Annotated in this window: 25 protein-coding genes; 7 read left to right on the forward strand and 18 right to left on the reverse strand. The window is 41.8% G+C overall.

The features are described from left to right. Positions 1-95: 95 nt before the first annotated feature. Positions 96-848, forward strand: a complete 753-nt coding sequence (locus IDJ75_RS02120; RefSeq protein ID WP_191173966.1) for a YqjF family protein — start codon at positions 96-98, stop codon at positions 846-848. Here IDJ75_RS02120 and IDJ75_RS02125 read toward each other — a convergent pair. The 4 genes from IDJ75_RS02125 to IDJ75_RS02140 form a co-directional block, all read right to left on the reverse strand. After that, a complete protein-coding gene (locus tag IDJ75_RS02125; RefSeq protein ID WP_317173725.1) occupies positions 802-2,085 on the reverse strand; it encodes an anthranilate synthase component I family protein in 1,284 nt (427 codons plus the stop codon). The genes IDJ75_RS02120 and IDJ75_RS02125 overlap by 47 nt on opposite strands. 74 nt (positions 2,086-2,159) lie before the next feature. After that, positions 2,160-3,437 (reverse strand): adenylosuccinate synthase, encoded by a 1,278-nt coding sequence (locus IDJ75_RS02130; protein WP_191173967.1) that lies wholly within the window; start codon positions 3,435-3,437, stop codon positions 2,160-2,162. 46 nt (positions 3,438-3,483) lie between these two features. Next, positions 3,484-3,954, reverse strand: a complete 471-nt coding sequence (locus tag IDJ75_RS02135) for a Fur family transcriptional regulator (protein ID WP_191173968.1) — start codon at positions 3,952-3,954, stop codon at positions 3,484-3,486. A gap of 143 nt (positions 3,955-4,097) precedes the next feature. Continuing rightward, complete coding sequence (locus IDJ75_RS02140; protein WP_191173969.1) at positions 4,098-6,320, reverse strand: RelA/SpoT family protein; 2,223 nt, start codon at positions 6,318-6,320, stop codon at positions 4,098-4,100. A gap of 108 nt (positions 6,321-6,428) precedes the next feature. Here IDJ75_RS02140 and IDJ75_RS02145 point away from each other — a divergent pair, with 108 nt between their 5' ends. From IDJ75_RS02145 to bshB1, 3 genes are read left to right on the forward strand one after another with little or no spacing between them, the layout of a single operon-like run. Beyond that, the gene (locus tag IDJ75_RS02145) at positions 6,429-7,046 is read left to right on the forward strand and encodes a DUF4294 domain-containing protein (protein WP_191173970.1); all 618 of its coding nucleotides are present in this window, start codon (positions 6,429-6,431) and stop codon (positions 7,044-7,046) included. After that, positions 7,047-7,550 (forward strand): glutathione peroxidase, encoded by a 504-nt coding sequence (locus IDJ75_RS02150; RefSeq protein ID WP_191173971.1) that lies wholly within the window; start codon positions 7,047-7,049, stop codon positions 7,548-7,550. A gap of 14 nt (positions 7,551-7,564) precedes the next feature. Next, complete coding sequence (gene bshB1 / locus IDJ75_RS02155; protein WP_191173972.1) at positions 7,565-8,290, forward strand: bacillithiol biosynthesis deacetylase BshB1; 726 nt, start codon at positions 7,565-7,567, stop codon at positions 8,288-8,290. Between the two features lie 225 nt (positions 8,291-8,515). Here bshB1 and IDJ75_RS02160 read toward each other — a convergent pair whose 3' ends face one another. The 3 genes from IDJ75_RS02160 to IDJ75_RS02170 all read right to left on the reverse strand — a co-directional run bounded on the left by IDJ75_RS02160 (position 8,516) and on the right by IDJ75_RS02170 (position 11,652). Then, entirely contained in the window at positions 8,516-8,953 is a 438-nt protein-coding gene (locus tag IDJ75_RS02160; protein ID WP_191173973.1) for a hypothetical protein, read from the reverse strand. Positions 8,954-9,143: 190 nt separating this feature from the next. After that, positions 9,144-10,475 (reverse strand): L-lysine 6-transaminase, encoded by a 1,332-nt coding sequence (lat, locus tag IDJ75_RS02165; protein WP_191173974.1) that lies wholly within the window; start codon positions 10,473-10,475, stop codon positions 9,144-9,146. Between the two features lie 289 nt (positions 10,476-10,764). Further along, positions 10,765-11,652 carry a 1-aminocyclopropane-1-carboxylate deaminase/D-cysteine desulfhydrase gene (locus IDJ75_RS02170; RefSeq protein ID WP_317173726.1) on the reverse strand — a complete coding sequence of 296 codons (888 nt, stop codon included), beginning with the start codon at positions 11,650-11,652 and terminating at the stop codon, positions 10,765-10,767. A 78-nt stretch (positions 11,653-11,730) separates the two neighbouring features. Between IDJ75_RS02170 and IDJ75_RS02175 the strand changes: the two genes are divergently transcribed. Further along, a complete protein-coding gene (locus IDJ75_RS02175; protein WP_191173975.1) occupies positions 11,731-12,789 on the forward strand; it encodes an RluA family pseudouridine synthase in 1,059 nt (352 codons plus the stop codon). A gap of 98 nt (positions 12,790-12,887) precedes the next feature. Then, on the forward strand, positions 12,888-13,724 hold the full coding sequence (locus tag IDJ75_RS02180) for an aminotransferase class IV (RefSeq protein ID WP_191173976.1): 837 nt from the start codon (positions 12,888-12,890) through the stop codon (positions 13,722-13,724). Positions 13,725-14,525: 801 nt separating this feature from the next. Here IDJ75_RS02180 and tnpA read toward each other — a convergent pair. From tnpA to IDJ75_RS02200, 4 genes are read right to left on the reverse strand one after another with little or no spacing between them, the layout of a single operon-like run. Beyond that, positions 14,526-15,041: an IS200/IS605 family transposase gene (gene tnpA / locus IDJ75_RS02185; RefSeq protein WP_317173727.1), complete on the reverse strand. Its 516-nt coding sequence runs from the start codon at positions 15,039-15,041 to the stop codon at positions 14,526-14,528. After that, positions 14,993-15,784, reverse strand: a complete 792-nt coding sequence (locus tag IDJ75_RS02190) for a DUF3050 domain-containing protein (protein WP_191173977.1) — start codon at positions 15,782-15,784, stop codon at positions 14,993-14,995. The genes tnpA and IDJ75_RS02190 overlap by 49 nt, the downstream gene beginning before the upstream one ends. Positions 15,785-15,786: 2 nt before the next feature. After that, on the reverse strand, positions 15,787-16,704 hold the full coding sequence (fmt, locus tag IDJ75_RS02195) for a methionyl-tRNA formyltransferase (protein WP_224746450.1): 918 nt from the start codon (positions 16,702-16,704) through the stop codon (positions 15,787-15,789). Positions 16,705-16,721: 17 nt separating this feature from the next. Continuing rightward, positions 16,722-17,966 (reverse strand): exo-beta-N-acetylmuramidase NamZ family protein, encoded by a 1,245-nt coding sequence (locus IDJ75_RS02200; protein WP_191173978.1) that lies wholly within the window; start codon positions 17,964-17,966, stop codon positions 16,722-16,724. Between the two features lie 36 nt (positions 17,967-18,002). Between IDJ75_RS02200 and IDJ75_RS02205 the strand changes: the two genes are divergently transcribed. After that, positions 18,003-19,274, forward strand: coding sequence for an ABC transporter permease (locus tag IDJ75_RS02205; protein ID WP_224746451.1), 1,272 nt, complete (start codon positions 18,003-18,005; stop codon positions 19,272-19,274). Positions 19,275-19,442: 168 nt separating this feature from the next. Here the strand turns inward: IDJ75_RS02205 and IDJ75_RS02210 are convergent, their stop codons facing one another. The 7 genes from IDJ75_RS02210 to IDJ75_RS02240 all read right to left on the reverse strand — a co-directional run bounded on the left by IDJ75_RS02210 (position 19,443) and on the right by IDJ75_RS02240 (position 25,878). Next, the gene (locus IDJ75_RS02210) at positions 19,443-20,603 is read right to left on the reverse strand and encodes a TlpA family protein disulfide reductase (RefSeq protein WP_191173979.1); all 1,161 of its coding nucleotides are present in this window, start codon (positions 20,601-20,603) and stop codon (positions 19,443-19,445) included. Positions 20,604-21,080: 477 nt separating this feature from the next. Continuing rightward, positions 21,081-22,484 (reverse strand): hypothetical protein, encoded by a 1,404-nt coding sequence (locus IDJ75_RS02215; protein ID WP_191173980.1) that lies wholly within the window; start codon positions 22,482-22,484, stop codon positions 21,081-21,083. Beyond that, the gene (locus tag IDJ75_RS02220) at positions 22,477-23,031 is read right to left on the reverse strand and encodes an RNA polymerase sigma factor (RefSeq protein ID WP_191173981.1); all 555 of its coding nucleotides are present in this window, start codon (positions 23,029-23,031) and stop codon (positions 22,477-22,479) included. Before IDJ75_RS02220 ends, IDJ75_RS02215 begins: the two co-directional genes overlap by 8 nt. 149 nt (positions 23,032-23,180) lie before the next feature. After that, the gene (locus tag IDJ75_RS02225; protein WP_191173982.1) at positions 23,181-23,606 is read right to left on the reverse strand and encodes a hypothetical protein; all 426 of its coding nucleotides are present in this window, start codon (positions 23,604-23,606) and stop codon (positions 23,181-23,183) included. A 62-nt stretch (positions 23,607-23,668) separates the two neighbouring features. Further along, on the reverse strand, positions 23,669-24,472 hold the full coding sequence (gene mazG / locus IDJ75_RS02230; protein ID WP_191173983.1) for a nucleoside triphosphate pyrophosphohydrolase: 804 nt from the start codon (positions 24,470-24,472) through the stop codon (positions 23,669-23,671). A 96-nt stretch (positions 24,473-24,568) separates the two neighbouring features. After that, positions 24,569-25,270 (reverse strand): tRNA (5-methylaminomethyl-2-thiouridine)(34)-methyltransferase MnmD, encoded by a 702-nt coding sequence (gene mnmD, locus IDJ75_RS02235; RefSeq protein ID WP_191173984.1) that lies wholly within the window; start codon positions 25,268-25,270, stop codon positions 24,569-24,571. A gap of 275 nt (positions 25,271-25,545) precedes the next feature. After that, complete coding sequence (locus IDJ75_RS02240; RefSeq protein ID WP_191173985.1) at positions 25,546-25,878, reverse strand: hypothetical protein; 333 nt, start codon at positions 25,876-25,878, stop codon at positions 25,546-25,548. Positions 25,879-26,073: the final 195 nt, after the last annotated feature.

The following is a 26,073-nucleotide window of genomic DNA, read 5'->3' on the forward strand; positions in this document are numbered from 1 at the left end:
TTTTTACCTATTAATATTTATAGAAGTCTCTGTGTTTTCTCTCTATGACCTTTGTGGTAAAAAAAACAATACGTGCATTTTTTAATTTTACCAATATGCCCACTTCTAAATCCCGCTTTTTAACCGCCCAATGGCGCAACCTGGTGATGCTTAACTATGAGGTTGACCCCGAGATATTAAAACCCTATTTGCCCGCTGCTACCGAGGTTGATTTGTGGGAGGAGGGTAAAGCCTTGGTAAGCATGGTGGGTTTTATGTTTAAAGATACCCGTGTATTGGGCATAAAATGGCCGTTCCATGTCAATTTTGAAGAAGTTAACCTGCGCTTTTACGTACGCCATTTTGATGGAAAAGAATGGAAACGCGGGGCGGTATTTGTGAGCGAGATAGTGCCCAAAAGTATGATTGTGCTGATAGCCAATAACCTATATAAAGAACATTATCGTGCCCTACCCATGCGGCATTCTATAACAAAGGATGGCCCTAACCACACGCAATTTTTATATGAGTGGAAACTAAAAGGCGTGTGGAATAAACTTGGCGCTACAGTACGTAACAGCCTTACGCCAATACTGGCCGGCAGCCCCGAGGAGTTTATATTTGAGCATTACTGGGGCTACAACCGCTTAACCGATTATAAAACCATGCAGTACCAGGTTGAGCATATTGCCTGGCAAATTGCCGAAGTAAAAGATTTTGTTTTTGAAGCGGATATTAAAGAATTATACGGCGAGGCTTTTGTGCCTTATTTAAGTGTGAAGCCGGTGTCGGCTTTTTGGGCCAATGGGTCGGAGGTTGCGGTTAGGATTGCGGATAAGTTGTTGCTTGACCCAATACTTCCAGTATAGCTTTTGCTTTTAACAAACACTCTTCATACTCGCTTTCGGCGTTTGCGTGGTAGGTAATAGCGCTGCCTACATGAAACGATAAGTATTTTTTGATACTGTTATATAACAGTGTACGGATCACCACATTAAAATCAAAGTCATCATCCGGGCTAAAATAACCTATAGCGCCTGAGTATACGCCACGTTTGCTGCGCTCGTATTGTTCCATCAATTGCATGGCGCTAATTTTGGGTGCGCCTGTCATGCTGCCCATGGGGAAGGTGTTTTTTACGGCATCAACAGTTGATACATCGTCCCGTAATTCGCATACCACGGTAGATACCATTTGGTGTACCTGCTTAAAGGTTTGGATGCCGTAAAGTTCTTCGGTTTTTACGGTACCGGGTTTGGCGGAGTGGGTAAGGTCGTTACGTACCAGATCCACTATCATCACGTTTTCCTGTAGCTCTTTCGGGTGGTTGCGTAGCTCTTCTATTAACCACTTGTCTATAGCCTCGTCAGCATCGCGGCGTGCCGTTCCCTTGATAGGTTGTGAGATAAGTTTGCTGCCCCGTTTTGCCAAAAAACGCTCAGGTGAGGCGCACATGATGTAGTTACCTTTCCATTTAAAAAACGTAGAGAATGGGGTTGGTGACAAAGTGTTCAGGTTTTGAAAGATGGAGAGCGGATTTATCTCTGTGTCATCCGCATAAAACTCCTGGCAAAAGTTAGTTACATAAATATCGCCGCGCGTAATATGTTGCTGTATTTTCCCCACCGTTTGCACATATTCGGCTTTGCTGAAACGCGGATGCAGGTTGATAGGGGCTTGTTGTGTGCCCGGAACGAGATTCGAACTCGTATATGCCTCTAAAATGTCTTTTTCATTTTCGCCAATTATCTCAACATTGTTTCCTTTTATGCTGATCAAAATCTCCGGCACAAAAAAGTACAGGTCGGGGAAATCGAGATGATCGCTGTTGGCAGATCTGAGGTTTTCCGTTTCGTTTTTCAGGTCGTACCCCATGAAGCCGGTTACCCAACCCGGGTTGTTAGTTCTAAAAACAGCGAGCTGGTCAAATGCATCACCTGCATTGGCTTTTAATTGTGCTTTGGCGCCAATGGCTATCAGGGTATCAAACTTGCTGTACGGGTCGTTAAAGTTGTTACTATCGAGGTAGCACAGAGTGCCGAATTTAGCGGCCCATGCAAGAGCTTTCTGTTTAAATATAGCTACGTTTGTTACCTCGGTTATCACGCTGTAAAAATAGCTAAGAAAATAGAAAAGGCCCCGATTTATCGGGGCCTTTTGAAATATATTCTAAACTAATATTAGTGTAATACCAAAGTCTGTTTCCTGTCGGGGCCTACAGATAACCATTTTACAGGTACCTGCAGTTCGGTTTCCAGGTATTCGATATATGATTGCAGCTTCGCAGGGATCTCGTTAAGTTCTGTAATACCGGTAAGGTCTTCGTTCCAGCCGTCAATCTCTTTTAATACCGGTTCTGCATCAACCGAGCAAATATCATATGGCATATAATCTATCTGTTCGCCTAAGTAATTGTAGTGGGTGCATGCGTAGATCTTATCAAAACCACTTAATACATCAGCCTTGGTCATTACCAGTTGGGTAACACCATTAAGCATAATAGCGTATTTAAGTGCGGGCAGGTCAATCCAGCCGGTACGACGTGGCCTGCCTGTGGTAGCGCCAAACTCGTGGCCTATACGGCGTAGTTCTTCGCCTGTTTCGTCGTTCAGTTCGGTAGGGAAGGGTCCGCCGCCAACACGGGTACAATAAGCTTTAAAAATGCCTATTACATCGCCTATCTGGCTTGGGGCAATACCTAAACCTGTACAAGCGCCGGCCGCGGTAGTGTTTGATGATGTTACAAACGGGTACGAGCCAAAATCAATATCAAGCATAGTGCCCTGTGCGCCTTCTGCCAATACTTTCTTGCCGTCTTTAATATATTGGTTTACCAAATGTTCAGAATCAACCAGCGGGAATTGTTTGATAAAGTTAACAGCCTCAAAGAAAGCCGCTTCGCGCTCGCTGAAATCGGCAACTTCGCCATACATGGCTTGTAACATAGAGGTATGTTTATCAACCAGTTTCTGGTAACGCTCTTTAAAATCGGGCAGGGTGATATCACCTATGCGTAAACCGTTACGGCCGGTTTTATCCATGTAAGTTGGGCCGATCCCTTTTAAGGTTGAACCAATTTTACCATCGCCCATTTTCTTTTCAGAAGCGGCATCAAGCAACTGGTGGGTTGGTAATATCAGGTGCGCCTTTTTTGCTATCTGCAGGTTCTTTTTAGCTAAAAGGTCGTGGCCTGCATCTTTCAGTTTATCAAGCTCTTTTTTCAGGGTGATAGGGTCTATCACAACACCGTTTCCTATCAGGTTCATGGTGTTATCAAAGAAAATTCCCGAAGGGATGGTGTTTAAAACAAACTTTTTGCCTTCAAACTCTAAAGTGTGGCCTGCATTTGGACCGCCCTGGAAACGGGCTATCAGGTCATAACCTGCACTTAGTACATCAACAATTTTACCTTTACCTTCGTCGCCCCACTGGAGGCCTAATAATACGTCAACAGCCATTAAATGATATCTTTTCTTGAAATGAATTTAAATGAATTAAGGGTAACTATGATACCTTTCTGTCGCAGAATCCATCGCGAAGCTTGGTGCAGTTACCGTACAGGTTTAAAGAGTGGTGCTTAATATCGAATTTTAAAATATCGCCCATCATACTCTGGATCTGCTGGATACGCGGATCACAAAACTCAACCACTTTACCGCAATCAATGCAGATAATATGGTCGTGCTGCTTATATCCGTATGATTTTTCGAATTGGGCCATGTTCTTACCAAACTGGTGTTTGGTTACCAGATCGCATGATACCAGAAGTTCGAGGGTGTTATAAACAGTAGCGCGGCTAACGCGGTACTTCTTGTTCTTCATGTGGATGTATAACGATTCTACATCAAAATGATCGCTTCTTGAATAGATCTCTTCAAGTATGGCAAAACGCTCAGGGGTTTTCCTGAGGCTTTTATTTTCAAGGTAGGCCTCAAAAATCTTTTTCACCAACGCAATGGTTTCCTGTACAGGCATAATGTTAAATTAACAATGCAAAGGTATTAAATATTTTGGAGAATAGAGTCAGGAATCAAGAAGTCAAGAGCCAAGAAATGAGTGCGATCTTGTGATAATGCTGTTCTGTCTTGGCTCTTGACTCTAAAAGTCTTGTATCTCTATCATGATGCTTTATCCACAACCGAATCAAACCGGATAACGGAGGTAATCCCCTTAACCTGGTTTAGTTTTTTGATCAGGTTATCCAGATGCTCGGTATCGTTCACATAAACCATTATCGAGCCTTCAAAAATGCCATTATCGCTATCAACTGTAATAGAGCGGATGTTCACCTTAAAATCGTTTGATATAACTGTAGTTAGTTTGTTTATCAAGCCAACATCATCAATACCGGTAATACGCAGGCCGGTTAAAAAGGCCAGTTCAAGCTGTTTGGTCCATTTTGCTTTAACAATACGGTAACCGTAGTTAGCCATTAGTTTAGCAGCGTTAGGGCAATTTGTACGGTGAATTTTGATGCCATCACTTACTGTAACAAAGCCAAAAACATCATCACCCGGGATAGGGTTACAACAATTGGCCAGTTTATAATCAATCTTTTGCAGGTCCTCGCCAAAAAGGAGTACATCGCTGTCCTTGGTTTTTATATTACGAACGATGTTCTGTAGCTGCTCGGCTTCTATTTTATCCTGCGGTTTATTTTCAATTACTTTTTCTGATGCCTGGTACTCTTTCAGGTCCTTTATATCAATAAGGCCTTTGGCCACATTGTAAAAAAGGTCCTGCGTAGAGGTAAGTTTAAAATAATAGCTCAGTTTATGCAGGTTTTCGGAGTTATAAGTAAGCTTTATCGATTTCATCTTACGCTCCAGTATCTCTTTACCGTCATCGGCAATTTTGCGGCGCTCTTCTTTCAGTGCCGATTTTATTTTGGCCTTTGCCTTGGCGGTAACCACAAAGTTTAACCAGTCCTCTTTAGGGGTTTGCTTACCCGAGGTAATGATCTCTACCTGGTCGCCGTTTTGCAATTTATAGCTTAACGGTACAAGTTTATGGTTCACTTTGGCGCCAATACAGCTTGCGCCTACATCTGTGTGTATCTCGAATGCAAAATCTAAAGCGGTTGCGTTTAATGGTAATTGTATCAGCGCACCTTTAGGGGTAAAGATGAAGATCTCGTCGCTGAACAGGTTCATCTTAAAATCATCCAGGAAGTCGAGCGCGTTCGAGTCAGGGTTTTTCAGCATATCCCTAACCTTTTGCACCCATTGGTCCAGGCCGCTATCGGTTGATGATTCTTTATATTTCCAATGCGCCGCGAAGCCTTTTTCGGCAATCTCGTTCATGCGTTTGGTACGGATTTGCACCTCAACCCATTGCCCTCGCGGGCCCATAACGGTGGTGTGCAATGATTCGTAACCATTTGCCTTGGGCGACGAGATCCAGTCGCGCAGTCTGTCGGGGTTTGGCCTATAAAGGTCTGTTACGATAGAATACGCTTTCCAGCAGTCAGCTTTTTCATTTTCGGGCGTGCTATCCAAAATTATCCTGATGGCGAAAAGATCATACACTTCCTCAAAAGGGATGGCCTTTTTCTTCATCTTGTTCCAGATGGAGTGGATGGATTTTGGGCGGCCGAATAATTCGCCGTGCAGGTCCTGCCCTTCAAGCACTTTTTGCACCGGCTCAATAAAATCACGAATAAATTTTTCTCGTTCAGTTTTTTTCTCGTTCAGTTTATTTTTAATGAACTGATAGGTTTCACGCTCCATGTATTTCATGGAAAGGTCTTCCAGTTCTGATTTTATAGCGTACAAACCCAAACGGTGGGCAAGCGGCGCATACAGGTATACGGTTTCTGACGATAGTTTAAGCTGCTTATCGCGCGGCATAAACTCCATGGTGCGCATATTGTGCAGCCTGTCGGCCAGTTTTATCAATATCACCCTCACATCATCGGCAAGGGTAAGCAGCATTTTGCGAAAGTTTTCGGCCTGTAACGAGCTATTGGTATCAAACACGCCCGAAATTTTGGTTAAGCCATCAATTATTTTGGCTACTTTTTTACCAAACTCCAGTTCAATATCTTCAAGGGTAACATCGGTATCTTCTACAACATCATGCAGCAGTGCGCACACTATTGATGTGGTACCCAAACCTATCTCTTCGGCTGCTATTTGTGCAACTGCAATAGGGTGGTATATATAAGGCTCGCCGCTTTTACGGCGCATGTCTTTATGGCTCTCCAAAGCCATTTCAAAGGCCTTGCGTATCATGCGTTTATCGCCTTTTTGGAGGGTTGATTTACTTGCGCGCAGCAATGCCCGGTATCTTTTCAGTATCTCTTTCTTCTCGGCTTCCAGGTCAATCACTAAATCTTTCATGTATAAACGTTATATTACACTATAAATAAACCAGCAAACAATATTTATTATTGCAGTTAATTATAAAATAACAAAATAAAATGCGTTAATTTTGTATCAAGTAAAAATATGAAATTTATTGTTTCGCTTTTATTGTTTTGTTGCGCAGCGCTTGGGTTAAAAGCCCAGGATGATAAACCTGCGCCACCTATGGTACTTGGCAAAAATGATACCACCAAAGTATATTTAACCAAACTTGACGGTGAACTTGTACCCTGGATTGTAACCCCGGAGGTACGGATAGTTGATACGCGCATATTTGCAAGCGAGCAAGACAGGCTTAATTATCGCCGTTTACGTTATAATGTAATGAAAGTGTTGCCTTACGCCCGTTTTGCAGGCGAACGTTACAGAAAGCTACAGCGCGACCTGGCCCTTACCGGTGATAAGAAAAAACAGAAGGAGCTGATGAAGGCCTGCGAAGCCGACGTAAAAAACTTATTTAATAAAGACATTAAGAATCTGACAATAAGTCAGGGTGAAGTATTAATTAAATTGGTTAGCCGCGAAACCGGTGCAACCAGCTTTGCTTTGGCCAAAGAATTAAAGGGAGGCTTTAACGCCTTTCTTTTCCAATCGGTAGCCCGCTTATTTGGGCATAACCTCAAAGAAACGTACGACGCATCTGAGCAACGCGACATTGAAACCATTTTGCTTGAAGCCGGGTATGTTTCAAGCTCTAACTAAATGGACAACAACAGCATTTATCAGTTTACGGTTGAAAAACTGAACGGCGACCATATAGGCCTTGCCGATTACAGCAACAAAGTACTGCTCATTGTAAATACAGCTTCGCAATGTGGTTTTACACCGCAATTGCAAGATCTGAGCGATCTTAAAAAAGAGTTTGCCGGTCAGGATTTTGAGATACTTGCTTTCCCATCAAATGATTTTGGCGGGCAGGAACCACTTGATGGCGACGCTATAGGTGCTTTTTGCAGCAATTACGGCAATAATTTCACCATCTTCGAGAAAATAAGGGTTAGGGGGCCTTACGCCGATCCGCTTTATAAATTTTTGGCAGATAAAAAGGAGAATGGCAATATCAACTCGAAACCCCGCTGGAATTTCCATAAATACCTTATAGACAGGAATGGTAACGTAGTTGACTTTTTTTACCCGTTTACCAAACCCACATCATCAAAAATAAAAAAGAGGATACAGCGCCTGCTGGCTGCTGAGCCTAAATAACTATTGTTACGTTTATGCTTAAATTAGATATTTTAGTTTTACCTGTACACCCAGACGACGCTGAACTTGGTTGCGCAGGCACTATATTAAAACACATAAAACTTGGCCACAAGGTTGGTGTTGTTGACCTAACCCGCGGCGAATTAGGTACCCGTGGCACTGCCGAGATCCGTGATAAGGAAGCCGCCAAAGCCGCAGAGATTTTGGGGTTAACCGTTCGCGACAATCTGGCTATACCCGATGGCTTTTTTACAAACACGCAAGAGTATCAACTTAAGGTAATTGCCGCCATACGTAAGTACCAACCCGAAATTGTAATAACCAATGCCTACCACGACCGCCACCCCGATCATGGCCGCGCCAATGAACTGGTAGAGGCATCTTCGTTTTTATCTGGCTTGCGCCGGATAGAAACTTTTGAGGATGGCAAATTACAGGAGCCATGGCGACCAGGACAGGTATTGCATTTTATACAAGACAGATATATAAAACCGGATATTATTGTTGATGTTACCGAGTTTTGGGATAAAAAGATAGAAAGCATTTATGCTTACGGCTCACAATTCCATAACCCAGATTATAACGAGGATGAGCCGCAAACCTATATCTCATCGCCCGATTTTATTGAACAGATAAATGGCCGCGGCCGCGAGTACGGCAAAAGCATCAACGCCAAATACGGCGAAGGTTTTACCTCAAGGAAAATATTAGGGGTAGATAATTTGCTTGATTTGAGGTAGATAGATCAGAGGTTGGAGATAATAGATTGGGTAAATAGGTTTATTATCAGTGCCGTCCCATTTATGGGACGGATAATCAAATAGACAATTCGGCTTTAGCCGAAATTTACCGATTTGGCTGAAGCCAATAATCCCTGTTTGCTAATCCGTTGACTGAAGTCAACGGCAATAAAAAATACCCAAAAACAAAAGGCCGCTCAATTTGAACGGCCTTTTGTTTTTTAATTAAACCCCAACGTATTCAAAGCGGTTGTTGTCGTTGCTTCTTTCGCGCTTAAGTTTGTTCTCTTTGGCAAGCTTTAGCAAAATGCCCGATAGTTCTGATGTTTTAAAATCCGAGTCGAATTTTTCTTTGCAGTAATCTGCAATTGATGAGATAGAGTGAGGGGTTTTAAAATAATCGCTGCTTAGCAATTGGTTTAATACTTTGGTAGCGCCCGGCTTTTTACGGCCATGTGCCTCATTTACCTCATTTTCGCGGGATGACCTGCGGCCTCTTTTATTGAAAATATCAGATCCTTCCGTATCTCCCTTCTCTGTATCCATTATCTCGTCTAAAAGTCTGTCAACCACTCTCACTTGCACAGCTTCAGACTGGAAAGAATTAACAACCTCAGCTATTTCTGTAAGTTGTTTTTTTAATTTTTCAATTTGTCTGTTCATCCTATTGTAACCCTTAGTATTATGTAATGTATTTTAATATATACGCAACCATAAATCAATTAATAACACCTGCTGATGAATTATTAATATTATTATAATAACGCCATACCGCAATTATAGTATTTGATGAATAAAAAAAGCGCCTGTTGGTTTTAAAACAGGCGCTTGTAGCAATATTATTACACTTTTATTATAGTTGAAGCAATATTTTTTCGAGCACATCCATACCTTCATCAATATGTTGTTTATCTATGATAAGTGCGGGCCTGAAACGGATGCTGCGATCGCCGCAACCCAGGTACATAATATTATATTCTAATCCGTGATTAATAAAGGCGTTACGGGTATCGGCATCAGGGAAATCAAAGGCGGTTAACAAGCCCTTACCACGTACATTGGTGATGATATTATTTTTAGCCGCGATGTTTTTAAGGCTGGTTTGCAGGTACTCGCCGGTTTGGGCTGCTTTATCGCAAAGGCCGTCTTCCTCAATAATTTCCATGATCTTGGAAGAGCGTACCATATCTACCAAACTACCGCCCCAGGTTGAGTTGATTCGCGATGATACATTAAAAACGTTGTTCTCTATCTCATCAACTTTTTTGCCTGCCAGTATACCGCATACCTGCATTTTTTTACCAAAAGCTAAAATATCCGGACGGGCTTTTTCGCCAAAATGCTGGTGCAGCCAAAACTTACCGCTTAGGCCTACGCCGGTTTGCACTTCATCATATATCAGCATCACTTCGTTCTCATCGGCCAGTACCCGTAGTTGCTCCAAAAATTCCTGGCGAACGTGTTTGTCACCACCTTCGGATAATACTGGCTCAATAATAATGGCGCATATATCATCAGGGTTATCGGCAAATGCCTTTTTTATCTGGGCGATAGATTTTGCTTCGCGATTTTTAAGGTCTTCAATATTAGCATCTGTCAGCGGGAAATGGATCTCGGGAAGGGATACCCTTGGCCAATCGAACTTGGCGAACCATTTGGTTTTAACCGGTTGTGTGTTTGTTAAACTTAAGGTATAACCCGAGCGACCGTGAAATGCGTTTTCGAAGTGGATCACCTTAAAACCTTTTTCGGTAGTATGGCCTTTGGCAAAGTTCTTTTGCACTTTCCAGTCCATAGCTACTTTAAGGGCATTCTCAATGGCTAATGAGCCACCTGAAATGAAAAAGGCGTGTGGCAGATAATCAGGTATACCCACACGGCCAAATGTTTCTACAAACTGCGCATACTGCTCGGTATAAATATCAGAGTTTGACGGGTTGGTTAATGCGGCCAGCATCAGGCTTTTCTTAAATCCTTCGTCGTTCAGCATTTTAGGGTGGTTATAACCTAAGGGAACAGAAGCAAAACAGGTGAAAAAGTCTAACAGCGTGCGGTTGTTTTTAGCATCGTAAATATGAACGCCCTGGCTTTTTTCCATATCAAAGGTAAGGTCGAAACCATCGGCCAAAATATGCTTGCTTAATGCAGCCTGAACATTTTGAGGGGTTACTTGCAGTTGGTACATATAGTATTATATTGGTTAATACAAATCTAACAAAAAGCCCTAAATAACAATAATTTAAAGGTTTTTGAACCAATTGGCTAAAAAGTAACTTTAAATGAACTAAACCTATTTTTTGGACTACATCTATTATTGGTATACCGATAACAGATGTACATATGTGCGGATTTTAGGTGTGAAGACGCGCAAAAGGGGGTTGAATTTTTATACAATGAGTCTGCGCCTTTGCGAGAGCCTCAGTTTGAAATAGCTTCTTAATTCCGGGTAATTGTAAATATCCGCTAAATCCCGGTTAAAATTTATCCTTCATTCCAAGCAATCCCCAAATACCGCCGCTGTGGATGGCGAGGATCTTGCTGCCGGGCTTAAAATGATCTTTAGCGGCCAGATCATACATGGCATAAAGCATTTTACCGGTGTAAATGGGCTCTATCAGGATGCCGGTATCGGCTACAAATTGTTTGATGAATTGAATAAGTTCCGGCGTAGTTTTACCGTAGCCGCCAAAGTGATAATTAAGGTGCAGGGAATAGTTAGCAGGGGGAGCTAAAAACTTATCTATCTCATGCTTCATAAAACCGCCGTTCTTTAATACTGGTACCGCGTTAAAATGGGTGGGGTGGTTATGTTTGGTTAATCCGTTAATAATGCCTGCCGCTGTAGTACCGGTACCACAAGCACAGAAAATATGGTCGTAGGTGTCGGTGAGTTCGTCAACCAGTTCGCTAACGCCTTTTGCTCCCCCGGCAGATGCGCCGCCTTCGTCTATAAAAAAGGCTTGCTCATCATCAGCAAAAAACTTAGCGAATAATGCTGGTTTATCGCGATAGCTATCCCTGTCGGTAAAAATAAGCTGCATGCCATGCAGTTTGCAAAGGAAGAGGGTGTCGTTTTCCACTTCTTCGCCACGCACTATACCCGTGGCTTTAAAACCAAATTTGGCTGCCGCCGCGGCCGTTGCCAGCAGATGATTGGAGTATGTACCGCCAAATGTTACCAGATGGGTTTTGTTTTGCACCTGCGCTTGCAGCAACACATATTTAAGCTTGCGCCATTTATTGCCTGATATAGTAGGGTGGATGAGGTCATCGCGTTTAATGAATACTTGGATACTTTTGCCGGCAAATAGTTCATTTTTTATTTGCTGAACGGGGCTGTATATTTCAAGGCTGATATCCACATTGCAAACTTATAAAGTAAAGCTGATATATTATTACAGCGCCTTTGGGCTTAAGCCTAATAACATTACTTTTGCCAAATGATAGACGAGACTACTCTAATTGATAGCGACGAACAGGATTTGTTTGAACACCTGCGCGTGGTTGTTGATAAAGGTCAGTCGTTGTTGCGAATTGATAAATTTTTGATGCACCGTGTCGAAAATGCATCTCGTAACCGTATCCAGAATGCTATTGATGCCGGCAATGTGCTGGTGAACGATAAGGTTATAAAGGCCAGCTACCGGGTGAAGCCACAGGATGTGATCTCGGTAGTATTACCGCACCCTCCGCGTGATACCGAAGTTTACCCGGAGAACTTACCGATAGAGATTGTTTACGAAGATAACGACGTGCTTATTGTAAACAAAGCTGCCGGTATGGTGGTGCACCCTGGCTATAATAATTACACAGGTACCCTGGTAAACGCGCTGGTGTACCATTTTAACCAGTTACCAACCTTGCCCGGTAATGATGGCCGGCCGGGTTTAGTGCATCGTATTGATAAAGATACGTCAGGTTTGCTGCTCATTAGTAAAAACGAGCGCAGCATGAACTACCTGGCCAAGCAGTTTTACGATCATACCATCAACCGTAAGTATATAGCACTGGCCTGGGGCGATATTGCTGAAGACGGTAACGTGAGCGGTTATATTGGCCGCAGTGTGAATGATCGCAGGGTAATGTCCATATACGATGACCCGGAGAAAGGCAAATGGGCTGTTACACATTATAAGGTATTAGAACGCATGGGTTACGTTACCCTGATAGAGTGTAAATTGGAAACCGGCCGTACCCACCAGATCCGCGCGCACATGAGGCACATTGGTCACCCGTTATTTAGTGATGCTATGTACGGTGGTGATAAAATTTTAAAGGGTACTGTATTTAGTAAATACCGCCAGTTTGTTGAGAATTGTTTTGAGATAATGCCCCGCCAGGCGCTGCATGCGCAATCACTTGGGTTTTTGCACCCATCGCTAAAAAAGGATATTTATTTTGAAGCCCCGCTCCCCGAGGATTTTAAGGGCGTTTTAGAGAAATGGCGAAAATATACCAGTGCCAACACACCAGACGAGATACAGCCGGAAAACAATTAATTATTTTTTACAATCTAATTTGAGAAAATGACGTTAATAGCACTGATATTAACCAGTAGAAATCTGCAAATTTGCAGACCAAAAATCAGTTCATTTAAATGCCGCCTGTTTATATAAATTTTAACGGAGAGATATTACCTGCAGATAGCATATTGCTTACTATTGCCAACCGGGCATTTAGGTATGGTGATGGTTTGTTTGAGAGCATGCGGGTAATGAAAGGTAAGCTGAAATTTCCCGAACTGCATGCCGAACGCCTGCAAAAAGGGATGAAGGCTTTAAAGATAGATGGTTACTCGCAGGCCGATAGCTGGTTTTTAAAAGAAAAGGTTGAAGAACTTGCCCGCCGTAATAAAATAAAGCATGGCCGTTTGCGCCTTACCGTTTTTAGGGATGCCGAAGGCTTGTACACGCCTACCCAAAACAAAATGGCTTACTGCCTGGAGATACAGCCGATAGACGAGCCACGTTATTTTTTAAACGAGCGCGGCCTGATCATGGATGTTTATACCGAACTGCCCAAGCCGTTAAATTGGTTATCGAACATCAAAACCTGTAATTCGCTTATTTATGTAATGGCGGGGATCTACAAACAGCAAAATAAGCTGGATGATGTATTCCTGATAAACCAAAACAGGTTTTTGTGCGAGGCTAACAGCTCAAACATATTTGTGTGGTACCAAAACCATTTATACACCCCGGCCTTAAGCGAGGGTTGTGTAGAGGGGGTAATGCGCCGGGTAGTGATACAGCTTGCCCTGGATAATAATATCCCGGTTACCGAAGCCCAAATAAACCCCGAGATATTAAACGCAGCCGACGAAGTGTTTTTAACCAATGCCACCAAAGGCATCCAATGGGTGATGGGTTATGGCGTAAAGCGCTATTTTAACCGCATCAGTAAAGCGCTGATGGATGAGTTGAATAAGTTGTAGGGATTGTTGGTTAAGGGTAGCTCCTATGGAGCACAAAATCTCTTATTGCAGCTTTTCTACAAAGCGGTTGTTCCTACGGAACATACTTGCATAACCACAAATAAAGTCTTAATATGCATGTTCCATTTGGGCTGCCGCTTGTAGGAAGATATAGCCAAATGACCGTATTCAGTTGAAATACCCATCACTTGCATGACCACAAACAAAGCCTTTACATGAATGCTCCATCGGGATTGTCTCTTGAGAAAGACATACCGAAGATAGTATTCAGTAGGAAATACCCATCAATTCATAACCCAAATAAAGTCTTAATATGAATGTTCCATTTGGGTTGCCGCTTGTAGAAAGATATAGCCAAATAACCGTATTCATTGGGAAATAGCCACCACTAGCATAACCCAAATAACGTCTTAATATGTATGTTCCAGGTGGACTTGTAGGAAGATACAGCCGAATGATCGTATTCAGTATGAAATACCAATCAATTCATAACCCAAATAAAGTCTTAATATGAATGTTCAATGTGGGTTGCCGCTTGTAGGAAGATACAGCCAAATGAACGTATTTAGTAGGAATACCCACCACTTGCATAACCCAATAAAGTCTTAATATGCATGTTACATTTGGGCTGCCGCTTGTAGGAACATATAGCCAAATGACCGTATTTAGTGAGAAATGCCCATCACTTGCAGAACACAAATGAATCTTTTTGGTTGAATGCCCCATCGGGGCTACCGCTTTGTAGAAAGCAGGTAATTAACTGATTGTGCTCCGTAGGAGCTACCCTCCGCCACACAAGAGTTATTGAGGCTCTTTAAATATATATCGCTCATCAAATACTATATCAAAGCTGGTAAGTAATTGCCGGTACTCATCTAAAAACGTTATTTTCTTATGATGCTCTTGCTGATTATTTATGTAATTAACAACTTTATCAATTTGCGATTTGCTATAGGTGAAAGCGCCATAACCTTCCTGCCATTGAAACTTGAAAGGAGTTAACTTTTCTTTATTTATCCATTCAGAAGAATCGCCTTTTACAAATCTCATTAAATTAGAAAGGGATTGTGAGGGATTTAGGCCGATAAACATATGTGCATGATCGGGCATGTTATTTATACAAAGCATTTTATGACCATTGTTTTGAACTGTTGCAGTAATGTATAATCTCAAACGCTCATCCCAATTGATGCTTAACAAAGCAGCACGGTTTTTAACTGCGAATACGATGTGTACATATAATTGAGTATAAGTATTGGGCATTGTTGTTAATTTACTACTTGCTCCGCCTTTATCTCCGCCAGTATTCCATCCCACAATGCAACCCTTGCCTGTAATGCTTGTTTAACAGCAATTGTGGCTGCCGTCCATTTGTTGTCATCATCGCCGCAAAGTTCGGCGGTCATTTGGTAGGCTAACTGGGAGTGGTGGTCGCCATCAACTTCAATGTGGCGCTCCAGGTAGTAAAGTAGTATCTCAACTTTACCGGGCAGTTGTCCGTTTAGTTTTTTTACCATTTCTATGAACATCCCGGGGATCAGATCTTCGCGGCCAAAGGTAAAAACGGCTGCCTGTAAAAAGCTTTTATCGGTAGCTATCACTTCAAAAGTATGCTTCACAAAGGTACGCGCGGCTACGGGCATATCGGCGTTTGCCAAAGCAATGTTTACATCTTTTTGCGTGCTTAGTTGTTTAAATAACGATACAATGGCTGATGTATCGCAGCCAGCCTGCTGCATAGCTTTCAGGTACAGTTCAAAATGACTGGTACGTTCGCCGGTGTGGTCCACATCACTTTCTTCGCCGGTAACTATTTCGTTGATCAGGTAACGGGTGTTGGCATTGCCAACCGGCATCCACGGCAGGGTGGTGCAGGTTAGGTTTTGCTGCAGGGCTTTCAGTAACGACATAAAATCCCAAACGGCAAATATGTGGTGCTGCATAAAAGTATGCAGGCTATCAATGCTATTAATGTTTTGGTATAGCGGGTGGGCTATTAGTTTTTCGCGTAGCGGCTCAATTTCTGTTTTTAGCTGCGTTATCCTATCAGTACTGTTCATTATTATAATTTATTCCCTCTCAAAAATTCTTCAATAGCCATACGTTTCTTGCCTTCCAACTGTACATCTGTTACGCTGATGAACCCATCTTTAGTGGCAAATTTCAATTTGGTTTTATTATCGGTTACAAAACCACCGGCTGCAATGCCTGGTTCGCCTGGTTCGTAATCGGCATTGTATATTTTTAATACCTTATCGTTCAAAACGGTGTATGCAGTAGGCACCGGGCTTAACCCTCTTATCAAATTATATACCTGCTCGGCCGGCTTGTTAAAATCTACCAGGCAATCTGTTTTGAATAATTTGGGGGCATGTTTTAGTTCCATGCCTTCGGCCAGTTCTTCCTGCGGGTGTTCGTGATAGCGGCCGCTTTCTATTCCTTTAACGGTTTTCACCAGCAGGCCTGCGCCCTTGTTCATTAATCTGTCGTGCAGGTCGCCGGCAGTTTCTTTACCGGTAAGTGTTACTTTTTCGGTAAATAAAATATCGCCGGTATCAATATCGTGCTTTAAAAAGAAGGTGGTAACACCACTCTCTTTTTCGCCGTTAATGATGGCCCAGTTGATAGGTGCAGCACCGCGATATTGCGGCAGTAAAGATGCATGCAGATTTATGGTGCCCTTTGGCGGCATGTTCCAAACAACCTCGGGCAGCATCCTGAAGGCTACCACCACCTGCAGGTCGGCTTTAAGGGCCTCCAGTTCCTGTAAAAAATCAGGGTCTTTCAGCTTTTCAGGCTGCAATGTTTTTATTCCGTTGGCATCAGCATATTGTTTTACTGCTGATTGATTTATTTTTTGACCACGACCGGCCGGTTTATCAGGGGCAGTTATAACGGCAACTATATCACAACCAGCCTTTAACAATGCATCAAGCGATGCTACAGCAAATTGCGGGGTACCCATAAATATTATTCTCATTGGGGGCGAATGTTATGTTAGTTATACAGCAAATATTTGCTGCGTGTAGCTTTAAATTTAGTTAAACCGGGTTCCCAGGTCTGGCGTATCTCTGCTTCGGTTTTACCTGCAATAATCTGCTGGCGCAACACATCATTACCTGCCAGCCTTTTAAAATACGGGATAAAAAAATGCGCCTTATCCGGGTATATCTTGTACATATCAATTAACCAGGCCAAATTAAGTTTTCCGCTGTTGCGGATGGTTTGCATATTGTAATTTTTAAGATCGAGCCCATAACAAACCGTATCTTTTAACGGCGGGTTATCGCTCATGCCGGGTATGCTTACCGGTTTAAACGAAAACTCGTATTTGCTTTTTAATAAAGGGCTGCCGATAACCTGGAAAGGGAACAAGGTGCCGCGGCCTAAACTCAGTTTAGTTCCCTCAAAAAAGCAGATATGCGGGTACAGTAATATCGACTGCGCGGTATTTAAATTTGGCGAGGGGTTTACCGGGAGGGTATAATCCATATTGTGGGCGTAGTTGGCCACTTTAATAATCTTAAGCTTGCATTTTACCTTTTTTTTTAACCAGCCCTCGCCATTTATCATTTGGGCGTATTCGGCTATGGTCATCCCATGTAAAATGGGTATTGGGTGCATGCCTACAAAAGAGCGATAGCCTGCGGTATCTAATATAGGCCCATCAATATAAACACCATTAGGGTTTGGCCTGTCAAGCACCATCAGCTCTATATTGTTTTCGGCACAGGCCTCCATTACGTAATGCAGGGTAGATATATAGGTGTAAAAACGTGTACCAACATCCTGCACATCAAAAATCATCAGGTCTATTCCTTTCAGATCATCTGGCGTTGGTTTAAAATGCTTGCCGTAAAGGGATATTGCAGGCAGGCCGGTAACGGCATCAACAGTGTTATTAATAGTAGCGCCATCGCTGGCATTACCTCTAAAGCCATGTTCGGGGCCGTAAATCTTTTTTATACCTACCCCTAATTTCAATAAGCTATCAACCAAAGGCATTTTTTTACTGCCAATGATAGATGTTTGGTTGATCAGCATGCCAATTTTGCGGCCTTTTAAATAATCAAGGTACTCACTTGTCCTGTCGGCAGCGGGAAGTATTGGGGCGACGATCTTTTTTACCGCTACGGCTTTATTCGCTTTATTAGTGGCCTTTGGCGCCTGCGCAAAGTTGTCGCACTTAAATGCCAGGAGGCTTAAAGCCAAAAGCGGGGTGTAAATTTTAATGCCGATCATAAGTTTTTTAAATATTAAAGCAAATTTTAAAGCGGTATGTTTACTGTAAAAACGCATCTTTGCGAAGGTACTAAAAATCATTCTGCATTGAATTTCGCCGGGTTTATATCAAGTCGTATTACATTTAAAAGCAAGCGTACTTTTTCAAAGTTAATTGTGCGCATAGCCATTATTGGTATTATGCTGGGCCTTGGCGTAATGATACTTTCGCTGGCCGTTATAAAAGGGTTTAAACAAGAAATACGCGAAAAGGTTAGGGGTTTTGGCAGCGATATTCAAATTGTTAAGACCGATAATAACGTATCGTACGAAAAATCGGGGTTTGCAGATAGTGCCGCTCTTGTTAAAGATATTAAGTCGGTTAACTTGGTTGATGCCCTTTACCCCTATGCCACCAAACCAGGCATTATTAAAGCCAATAACGAGATAGAAGGGGTAGTGTTAAAAGGCGTAGATAAAACCTACAATTGGGACTACATTAAAAAAACGCTGATATCAGGCTCGGTTATCAATTTTACCGATACTACCGATGTGCAACTACAGATCATGGTATCGCAAACAATTGCAGACCGACTAAAACTTAAAACCGGCGATGACGTGATCATGTATTTTGTACAAAACCCGCCGCGCAAACGCAAGCTTAAAATTGTAGGTATATTTAATATAGGGGTTGATGAGGTTGATAAAACCTTTGTAATTGGCGACCTCGCACTTATAAAACGCCTTAACGATTGGACAAAAGGAGAAATTGGTGGTTACGAAGTGAGGATAAGCGATTTTGATAAACTGAACCTTGCCGCCGATGCTATTGATAATAAGCTGCCCATCAAGCTAAAATCATATACCATTTTAGATAACTACCCAACCATTTTTGAGTGGCTGAATATGCTGGATGTGAACACAATAGTGATGCTGGTGTTGATGATAGCCGTAGCGGTTATCAATATGATATCGGCACTGCTTATTATGATACTGGAGCGTACCGCTATGATAGGCATTTTTAAGGCAATGGGAGCGGGCAACTGGGCCATCCAAAAGATATTTTTATATAACGCGGCTTTCCTGATAGGGGTAGGCTTATTGCTGGGTAACGCGCTTGGCCTTGGCCTGGGGTATTTTCAGCAGCAAACGCACTTCTTTAAGCTCGATCAGGCATCTTATTACATGACCTTTGTGCCTATAAAAATTGTATGGACAGATGTAATATTGCTTAACATAGGCACACTGGTAACCTGTTTACTTGTACTTATTATACCATCAACGCTGGTTACACGCATTTCGCCGGTTAAGGCTATCCGGTTTAAATAAAAGCAGTGTACCCGAATGATATTATCTCGTTATGTGTCGCGCTATTTTAGTGTTTACGCCAGTTGCAATGCCACCACTTAAGTAATTACTTAAGCCATATGAGTATTTAAAAGGAATGCCTAAACCCCATAATGGGCGGGCAAGCCAAATTTTATCCGGGTATCTAAATCACTTTTTTTTATACAATTCTAATAACTTCAGAATTAGATCCTTGCTTCTTAGACCCTTTGCTATAACTTTACCAGATGGGTCAATTAAAAAATTACTGGGTATAGCCCTTATTTGGTACCTTTTAATTATTTCGCTATTCCACCCTTTATCATCAATAACGTGAATAAACGCTATTGTTCCATCTTTTTCAATTGCCTTTAACCAGCTATTATGTTTTTCATCAATAGAAACACTAAGTATCATGAAATTATTTTTATTAAAACGTTGCAAAGCTTCCTTTAAATAAGGCATTTCTTCACGACAAGGAGCGCACCAACTTGCCCACATGTCAACCAAAACGTATTTACCTTTAAACTGAGATAAGCTTACCATTTTACCATTGCGGTTTGGTAGTGTAAAATTAGTAATATAGCTACCCAATTTTACCGCATTAACCTCGTAGTTAATACCATTGCCCGCTACAGTACTGTTCTCACACGTATTGATAAGGTTTAAGGTATAAGGGTCATCTTTGAATTTATCTTTTAAGCTCTGATATTGAGATACTGTGAAATTATAACCGTATACTTCAATGCCGGATAATATAAATTGTAATATGGTAGGGCTATTTGTAGTAAGTCCTTTATCTACTTGATGATTAATATTAAGATTATTAAGCGAATCCCTGATATGTTTTAATATAACGGTATCAGGCTTGCCTGTCATAACCACATCCGTATAATTATCTTTTGCCTGGGTATATGCTTTACCAAGCTTTAGGCTTTCCGTAAAGAAAATAAAAAACTCTTGTGTACGTTTTGACCCTTTATATGTAGTATTTTCGAAGATTTTATAAGGGTCTGACAAATCGGTACTTATTGTTAGTTGCTCTCCCGGCATCAAAATCAATTTACCAAAGGGGCCTTGCTTAGAGAAGGAGAGCGAAATAGACTGCTCATTACTTTCTATTGGGACAACAATATTGACGTTTTCGTGCAGCTTTGCTCCAAGCTGCAAGGTTTTCAATAATATTTTATTTCCTTCTTTAAAGATATAAACATCTAAATTTTGTGGTATTGAGCTTTGTATGTCCAGATTTATGTTAGCCGTAGTTTTAAGCTGACCAAAAACATTAATAAAGGCTAATAACGCAAGAATAATTAATAGAATCTTTTTCATCCGTACATAATTTACTAATTTGAAAATGAATTTTCATTTAAATGCCCTGTGTATGATAAAATATCATGTAGGTTTCATGATTTAACTATTATTGGCTAACTAAACCAATAATAGTTAGCTACACAAATAGTTGATTAGTAACTGCAGGAAATGATAGGAAGAAGACCCTGTTGTGCCCAATAGTTTATATTTCGATTTTCGGCAGCCCCTACACTTGTGCCGCGAGTTACCCCATTAACTACATTGCCAGGGTTACTTGGAGTACCGGATAGAATTACTGCACAATGGTAGAGATGTTGGCCACTTGCACAAGTGGCCGCTACCGTTACCGCCACCTGGCAATAATCCTCCCTTTACATTTTTCATTTCAAAAGTGCTGAGTTTATCCAAATATAAAGGATTATAAGTGGTTTACAATATTGTAGAAACCAAGTGTGTTTTTTTACATTTATAATTATTAACCCAATTGTAAAAAAATCACTTCTTATGCGTTTTAAAGCTGAACTTAAGGTTGATACCACCGGCACCAAAACGTATATCTTGAGCACCAAGGCCACCAAGCGGGTATTTTACAAATGGCTCAACAATAAGCCTGTTGCCACCTACCGGGTAACCTACGCCGAATGAAAAATTAAGCGTTTTGCCAAAGTAAAAGTTGTTAAAGCTGTTATGGGTTGTTTGTTCTTCGTTTGTGTTTGCAGATGATGCTGTGCCATTACCATATGCATAACGGTAGGTGTAACTCTCGTCAATAAATGTACCCGAACTTAACCCTGCAGATATATAAGCATCGCTTTTTTCGGGGTTAAACTCATATTTTATATTGATAGGTATATCAAGGCCTACAAGGCTGGCATTGTAATTTTTAAATACCGGTAAAACGGCCGAAGTTGCAAATAAAGCATCCTGCAGTTTTGCCGCTGGGGCCGAGGCAACAAACCCGCTTGCTGATGGTGATTGCGGCGGCGATGAGTTATAGCTTAAGCTGTTTTGCGCAAGTGCAACCCCTGTAGATAACTTTAAGTTTTTGCTCAGCCTAAAATCGGATGTGAAACCAGCACCTGCATTTATCTGGTTTGCGCTGCCTTCGGCATAGTTAAAATAGGTTGCCGCATAAATGCTGAAATTTACCTTTTTGCTGTTTTGCTTATCAGGATTGCTCTTTTTGGCCGGTTGGTTTAGCTTGTCTTCTGCAAACATATCGGCCATTGTCCTGGCCGGTTTTTTAGTTGTGTTATTTGCAGCAATATTATTATTTGATTGGGCCTGTCCGTTTTGCGTGGTGGCTGCTAACTGTGGCTGGTTAGCTGCATTGTTAACAAACTTTTGGCTGTCTATGCTAGGCGATAAAGTTGCAACCTGTACGGGTTTCCCGTTTTGTGCAATATTTGGCGCGGCCGAATTTGCAATTACCTGTTGTGCTTGTGTGGCTGTATTTACATCGGCATTGGCTGCTAATGTATTAGCAGGGTTTACAGCAGGCGCGTTGTAATGTATTGGAGGTATACCCGGACTGATAAACACAGGCGCATTGTTCTTTGCAACTGCAGGCTGATCTGTTATTGCCGATGCTACGGTGTTTGGTGTATTATCTGCCGGTTTTGGCCCTTTAATTACAGGCTGTTGTTTTTTCACAGCAGGTTTTACTGCAACATTGTTTATGGTTGTAGGCTGATTATTATACCATATACCGACCCCTAACAACACAATTATCATAGCTGCGGCACTGCTCCACCAAAGCCAGCTAACTTTATTGCGCTTCTTTTCAGCCGGGAATTTCTTCCTTAATTGTTCCCAACCGTGCTCAACACCCGGGTGTTCGTAATTATCAAACACCTCCCTGATGTGGTTAGTTAGTTTATTATCAAACTGTTCATCCATGGTTTCGTGTTTCGTTTGTTAACAGGTGCCTTAATTTATCCTTCGCCCTGCTCAGATAAACCCTTGATGAACTTGCCGGCAAATTCAATATTTTGCCAATCTCATCGTGGTTATAGCCATCTATTTCGTACATGTTAAAAATTGTAAGCTGTATGTGCGGTAATTGCTTCATCAGCTTTAAAATATCCTGTGCATTCAAACTATCTATTGCTGTTGCATTATTGCCAACCCCATAGGCATCTTCAATATCGGTGTTGGTTTGGTGCTTTATTTCTTTACGGCGCCTGTCAATAGCGGTGTTTACAATAATGGTGCGCAGCCATGCCCTGAAGGGTTTATCGGTATTGTAGGTGCTTATATTATTAAAAACTTTTATAAAAGCGTCATTAACAACCTCTAATGCATCATCTTCGTTTAGGCTGTAACGCATACTTACGCCCATAGCATAGCCATAAAACTGTTTGTATAGTAATTCCTGGTGTTTTATGCTGCCCGATTTACACTTACTGACTATCTCTTCTTCAGTAACGCGGTGAAGTAAATGCATTAAATATTGTTAGTACTGCTCCAGTCGATTTATATATTACGCATTAAAGAGTTAAACGCTACAGCTCTAACCAACTATTTTTGTAAAATACAAATACCCATAGCTTTAGCTATGCCAAACTACGGGTATTGTAGGTATTAAAACAATAATTAATTGGTCTTTTTAAGGTCGTATTGCAAGCTTAAGGTATCACCCGATGTCCTCACCATCTGGAAAATGCTGCCGTTGTAAATAAACAAGTATTCGCCGTTAAGGTGGGTTTTTATAGGGGTGCCGGTTTTGGCTAATGTGCTGTCTACAAACAGTATCCCGTTGCCGTTAATACCATAATGGCCTTTACTGCCGGCATGTACGGTTGTTGTATCGCCCAGTACATGATACCCTTTGCCCGGTTCAATAATTACTTTTATATTGGCTTTTACAGTATCAATGGTTTGGTCTGTATTCCTGTGGATCCTTCTGAATTCACCCGAAAAAGTTCCTGACGGATCTGGCGCCGGCATACTTCCCTGGTCGTTAAAGCAACCGGCTGCAAGCATTAATAAAAGCGGCAATGCATAAATTAATCTTTTCATATCATTTGAGGTTACAATACACTACGCAGATAATTTGAAAACGCTACAATTAAGCAATAATTTTAAACTTTTTTCGCTTCCTCCCAAAATACATCCATTTCGGCAAGGTTCATATCATGCAATTGCTTGCCGTGTTCCTGGGCTTTGCTCTCCAGGTATTGGAAACGTTTAATAAATTTTCGATTAGTTTTTTCCAGGGCATCTTCAGGGTTAATGCCAATAAAACGCGCATAGTTAATTAATGAGAACAGCAGGTCGCCAAACTCGCCCTCGGCCTTATCATGGTCTATGTCGCTCTCATTTGCAACGTTATACTCATCTTTAAACTCTTGTAATTCTTCTTCAACCTTAGCCCAAACTTGTTCCTTGTTATCCCAGTCGAACCCAACACCACGGGCTTTCTCCTGTATGCGGGATGCTTTTACCAATGCCGGTAACGAGGCGGGTACACCCCCCAAAACAGATTTATTACCCTCTTTTAACTTTATTTGTTCCCAATTGCGTTTTACATCATCCTCGTTATTTACCAGGGTATCACTGTAAATATGGGGGTGGCGGTTTATCAGCTTATCGCATATGCCGTTTAGTACCCCGGTAATGTTAAAGCTATCAGTCTCGGATGCTATGCGCGAATAAAACACCAGGTGAAGCATAATATCGCCCAGCTCCTTTTTTATTTCGTCCATATCGCCGCTTAATATGGCGTCAGACAGTTCGTAGGTTTCTTCAATGGTAAGGTGCCTCAGGCTTTCCAGCGTTTGCTTTTTATCCCAGGGGCAGTTTATCCGCAGGTCGTCCATGATGGTAAGCAGGCGTTCAAAAGCGCCGGATGGGGTATTCGCGGTAATGGGGGCAGTTATTGGCATGCTATGTAATTATGTATAACAAATGTAAGGTTTTCGGCGACGTTTTACGACTTTAAACCGCCCGCCAATCGCCAAAAAACGCCCTCCAAACGCCCCCTATAGGTTACTAACGGCCCTCAACATCTCGCGTTTGCCCGGTGCGCCCGGTGCCTTCTCAACTTTTAAACCCAATGCCTTTATTGTCCGTTTTAGGTTGCCGGTTATGGCATAGGTTACAAATACCCCACCGGGCTTCAAAAATTTAAGGGTGTGGGTAATGGCCTCTTCGCTCCACATTTCGGGCTGATGTATGGCGGCAAAAGCATCAAAGTATATCACATCATATTTTATGGCAGAGGCAAAATCTTCAAGTGGTGTAACGGCAACATGCAACTGTACCCGGCTGTTGAGCTGTGCGGGTGATAATAATGCTTCCCGGTAGTTTTGAAGCAAGCTTTGCCATAGCGGATCAGCCACATATTGGTCATATCCGGTTTGGGCAAGCATTGCATCTGTTAACGGGTATGCCTCAATGCCTGTGTAAATAAGGTTGATTCCCTGTTGGGTGCAAACATCGGCCGTTAAGAGGAAGTTTAGGCCGGTACCGAAACCTACCTCCAGTATAGACACTGCGCTATTAACGGTACCACTATGCTCCAAAAAATACCCAAGCCCCGATTGTACAAATACATGCCGGCTCTCTTGCAGCGCCCCATGGCGCGAGTGGTAATTTTCGCCAACCAGCGCGTTATATATGGTGTTTGAACCATCGGATGTGGTAACAATTTGCAAGTGCGGGGCGGATTGATCTGTATCCATATGTCAAACAAACCTACAGGTTAAAATTCTAAAATCTAAGTTCTAAATTCTAAAATATACTTCAAGCCTTTACTGTGGAAGAAATCATCAGGATTTAGAGTTTAGGATTTAGAGTTTAGGATTTAGAGTTTAGGATTTAGATTTTAGATTTTAGAGTTTAGAATTTAGATTTTAGATTTTAGAGTTTAGAATTTAGATTTTAGAATTTTAGAAGAAAAAGGTTAGGAAGCCAGAGCAATTAACCGAATCTCCGGCCTCCAAAACCAACCTTTTAATTATGCCGTCATGGCCAGCAAACGGTTAAGTTTGTTGCAATAATCGGGCAGGCTAATATGGCCTTTATCATAATCAGCAACCAGTTGGTCCAGTTGTTTTTCAACCAGGGTGCGGTCTATCTTTTCATCGCTGCAGGCCATTTTTAAAGTGTGGATCTTCTGCCGGGCCGATTTTCGCATCAACATAGGTTCTACATCTTTTGCCTCTATCATCACCTTGTTAAGTTTTTTCCTGTTTGCCTTGTCAAATTTCAGTATCAGGTACACAATAGCTGAACCCGCTACCATAAAGTAGAAAAAGTTGATTGTTGATGTTGTGAAAATTTCGTTCATATAAATTATCCCCCTCTTTATTCAATTTATAGTGACAAGTTGCCCGGTTTAATTATTACGCAGATACCGCCGCCCGGGTTGCGCTTTTTTTAAATTCGATACTAAAGAGTATAACCCAAGGGGTAAGATTTTTAAAAAAAATTATTGATGTGCATAAAAATGAGGTATAAACATTATCAGCAGGTTATGTTTTCC

Source organism: Mucilaginibacter rigui, from assembly GCF_014773275.1.
Classification (GTDB): Bacteria; Bacteroidota; Bacteroidia; order Sphingobacteriales; family Sphingobacteriaceae; genus Mucilaginibacter; species Mucilaginibacter rigui_A.

Excerpts from the sequence above, each read along its gene's own strand:
- IDJ75_RS02120 (WP_191173966.1), top strand. The coding sequence starts at position 96 with ATGCCCACTTCTAAATCCCGCTTTTTAACCGCCCAATGGCGCAACCTG.
- IDJ75_RS02130 (WP_191173967.1), bottom strand. The coding sequence starts at position 3,437 with ATGGCTGTTGACGTATTATTAGGCCTCCAGTGGGGCGACGAAGGTAAA.
- IDJ75_RS02135 (WP_191173968.1), bottom strand. The coding sequence starts at position 3,954 with ATGCCTGTACAGGAAACCATTGCGTTGGTGAAAAAGATTTTTGAGGCC.
- IDJ75_RS02140 (WP_191173969.1), bottom strand. The coding sequence starts at position 6,320 with ATGAAAGATTTAGTGATTGACCTGGAAGCCGAGAAGAAAGAGATACTG.
- IDJ75_RS02145 (WP_191173970.1), top strand. The coding sequence starts at position 6,429 with ATGAAATTTATTGTTTCGCTTTTATTGTTTTGTTGCGCAGCGCTTGGG.
- IDJ75_RS02150 (WP_191173971.1), top strand. The coding sequence starts at position 7,047 with ATGGACAACAACAGCATTTATCAGTTTACGGTTGAAAAACTGAACGGC.
- bshB1 (WP_191173972.1), top strand. The coding sequence starts at position 7,565 with ATGCTTAAATTAGATATTTTAGTTTTACCTGTACACCCAGACGACGCT.
- IDJ75_RS02160 (WP_191173973.1), bottom strand. The coding sequence starts at position 8,953 with ATGAACAGACAAATTGAAAAATTAAAAAAACAACTTACAGAAATAGCT.
- lat (WP_191173974.1), bottom strand. The coding sequence starts at position 10,475 with ATGTACCAACTGCAAGTAACCCCTCAAAATGTTCAGGCTGCATTAAGC.
- IDJ75_RS02175 (WP_191173975.1), top strand. The coding sequence starts at position 11,731 with ATGATAGACGAGACTACTCTAATTGATAGCGACGAACAGGATTTGTTT.
- IDJ75_RS02180 (WP_191173976.1), top strand. The coding sequence starts at position 12,888 with ATGCCGCCTGTTTATATAAATTTTAACGGAGAGATATTACCTGCAGAT.
- IDJ75_RS02190 (WP_191173977.1), bottom strand. The coding sequence starts at position 15,784 with ATGAACAGTACTGATAGGATAACGCAGCTAAAAACAGAAATTGAGCCG.
- fmt (WP_224746450.1), bottom strand. The coding sequence starts at position 16,704 with ATGAGAATAATATTTATGGGTACCCCGCAATTTGCTGTAGCATCGCTT.
- IDJ75_RS02200 (WP_191173978.1), bottom strand. The coding sequence starts at position 17,966 with ATGATCGGCATTAAAATTTACACCCCGCTTTTGGCTTTAAGCCTCCTG.
- IDJ75_RS02205 (WP_224746451.1), top strand. The coding sequence starts at position 18,003 with ATGTTTACTGTAAAAACGCATCTTTGCGAAGGTACTAAAAATCATTCT.
- IDJ75_RS02210 (WP_191173979.1), bottom strand. The coding sequence starts at position 20,603 with ATGAAAAAGATTCTATTAATTATTCTTGCGTTATTAGCCTTTATTAAT.
- IDJ75_RS02215 (WP_191173980.1), bottom strand. The coding sequence starts at position 22,484 with ATGGATGAACAGTTTGATAATAAACTAACTAACCACATCAGGGAGGTG.
- IDJ75_RS02220 (WP_191173981.1), bottom strand. The coding sequence starts at position 23,031 with ATGCATTTACTTCACCGCGTTACTGAAGAAGAGATAGTCAGTAAGTGT.
- IDJ75_RS02225 (WP_191173982.1), bottom strand. The coding sequence starts at position 23,606 with ATGAAAAGATTAATTTATGCATTGCCGCTTTTATTAATGCTTGCAGCC.
- mazG (WP_191173983.1), bottom strand. The coding sequence starts at position 24,472 with ATGCCAATAACTGCCCCCATTACCGCGAATACCCCATCCGGCGCTTTT.
- mnmD (WP_191173984.1), bottom strand. The coding sequence starts at position 25,270 with ATGGATACAGATCAATCCGCCCCGCACTTGCAAATTGTTACCACATCC.
- IDJ75_RS02240 (WP_191173985.1), bottom strand. The coding sequence starts at position 25,878 with ATGAACGAAATTTTCACAACATCAACAATCAACTTTTTCTACTTTATG.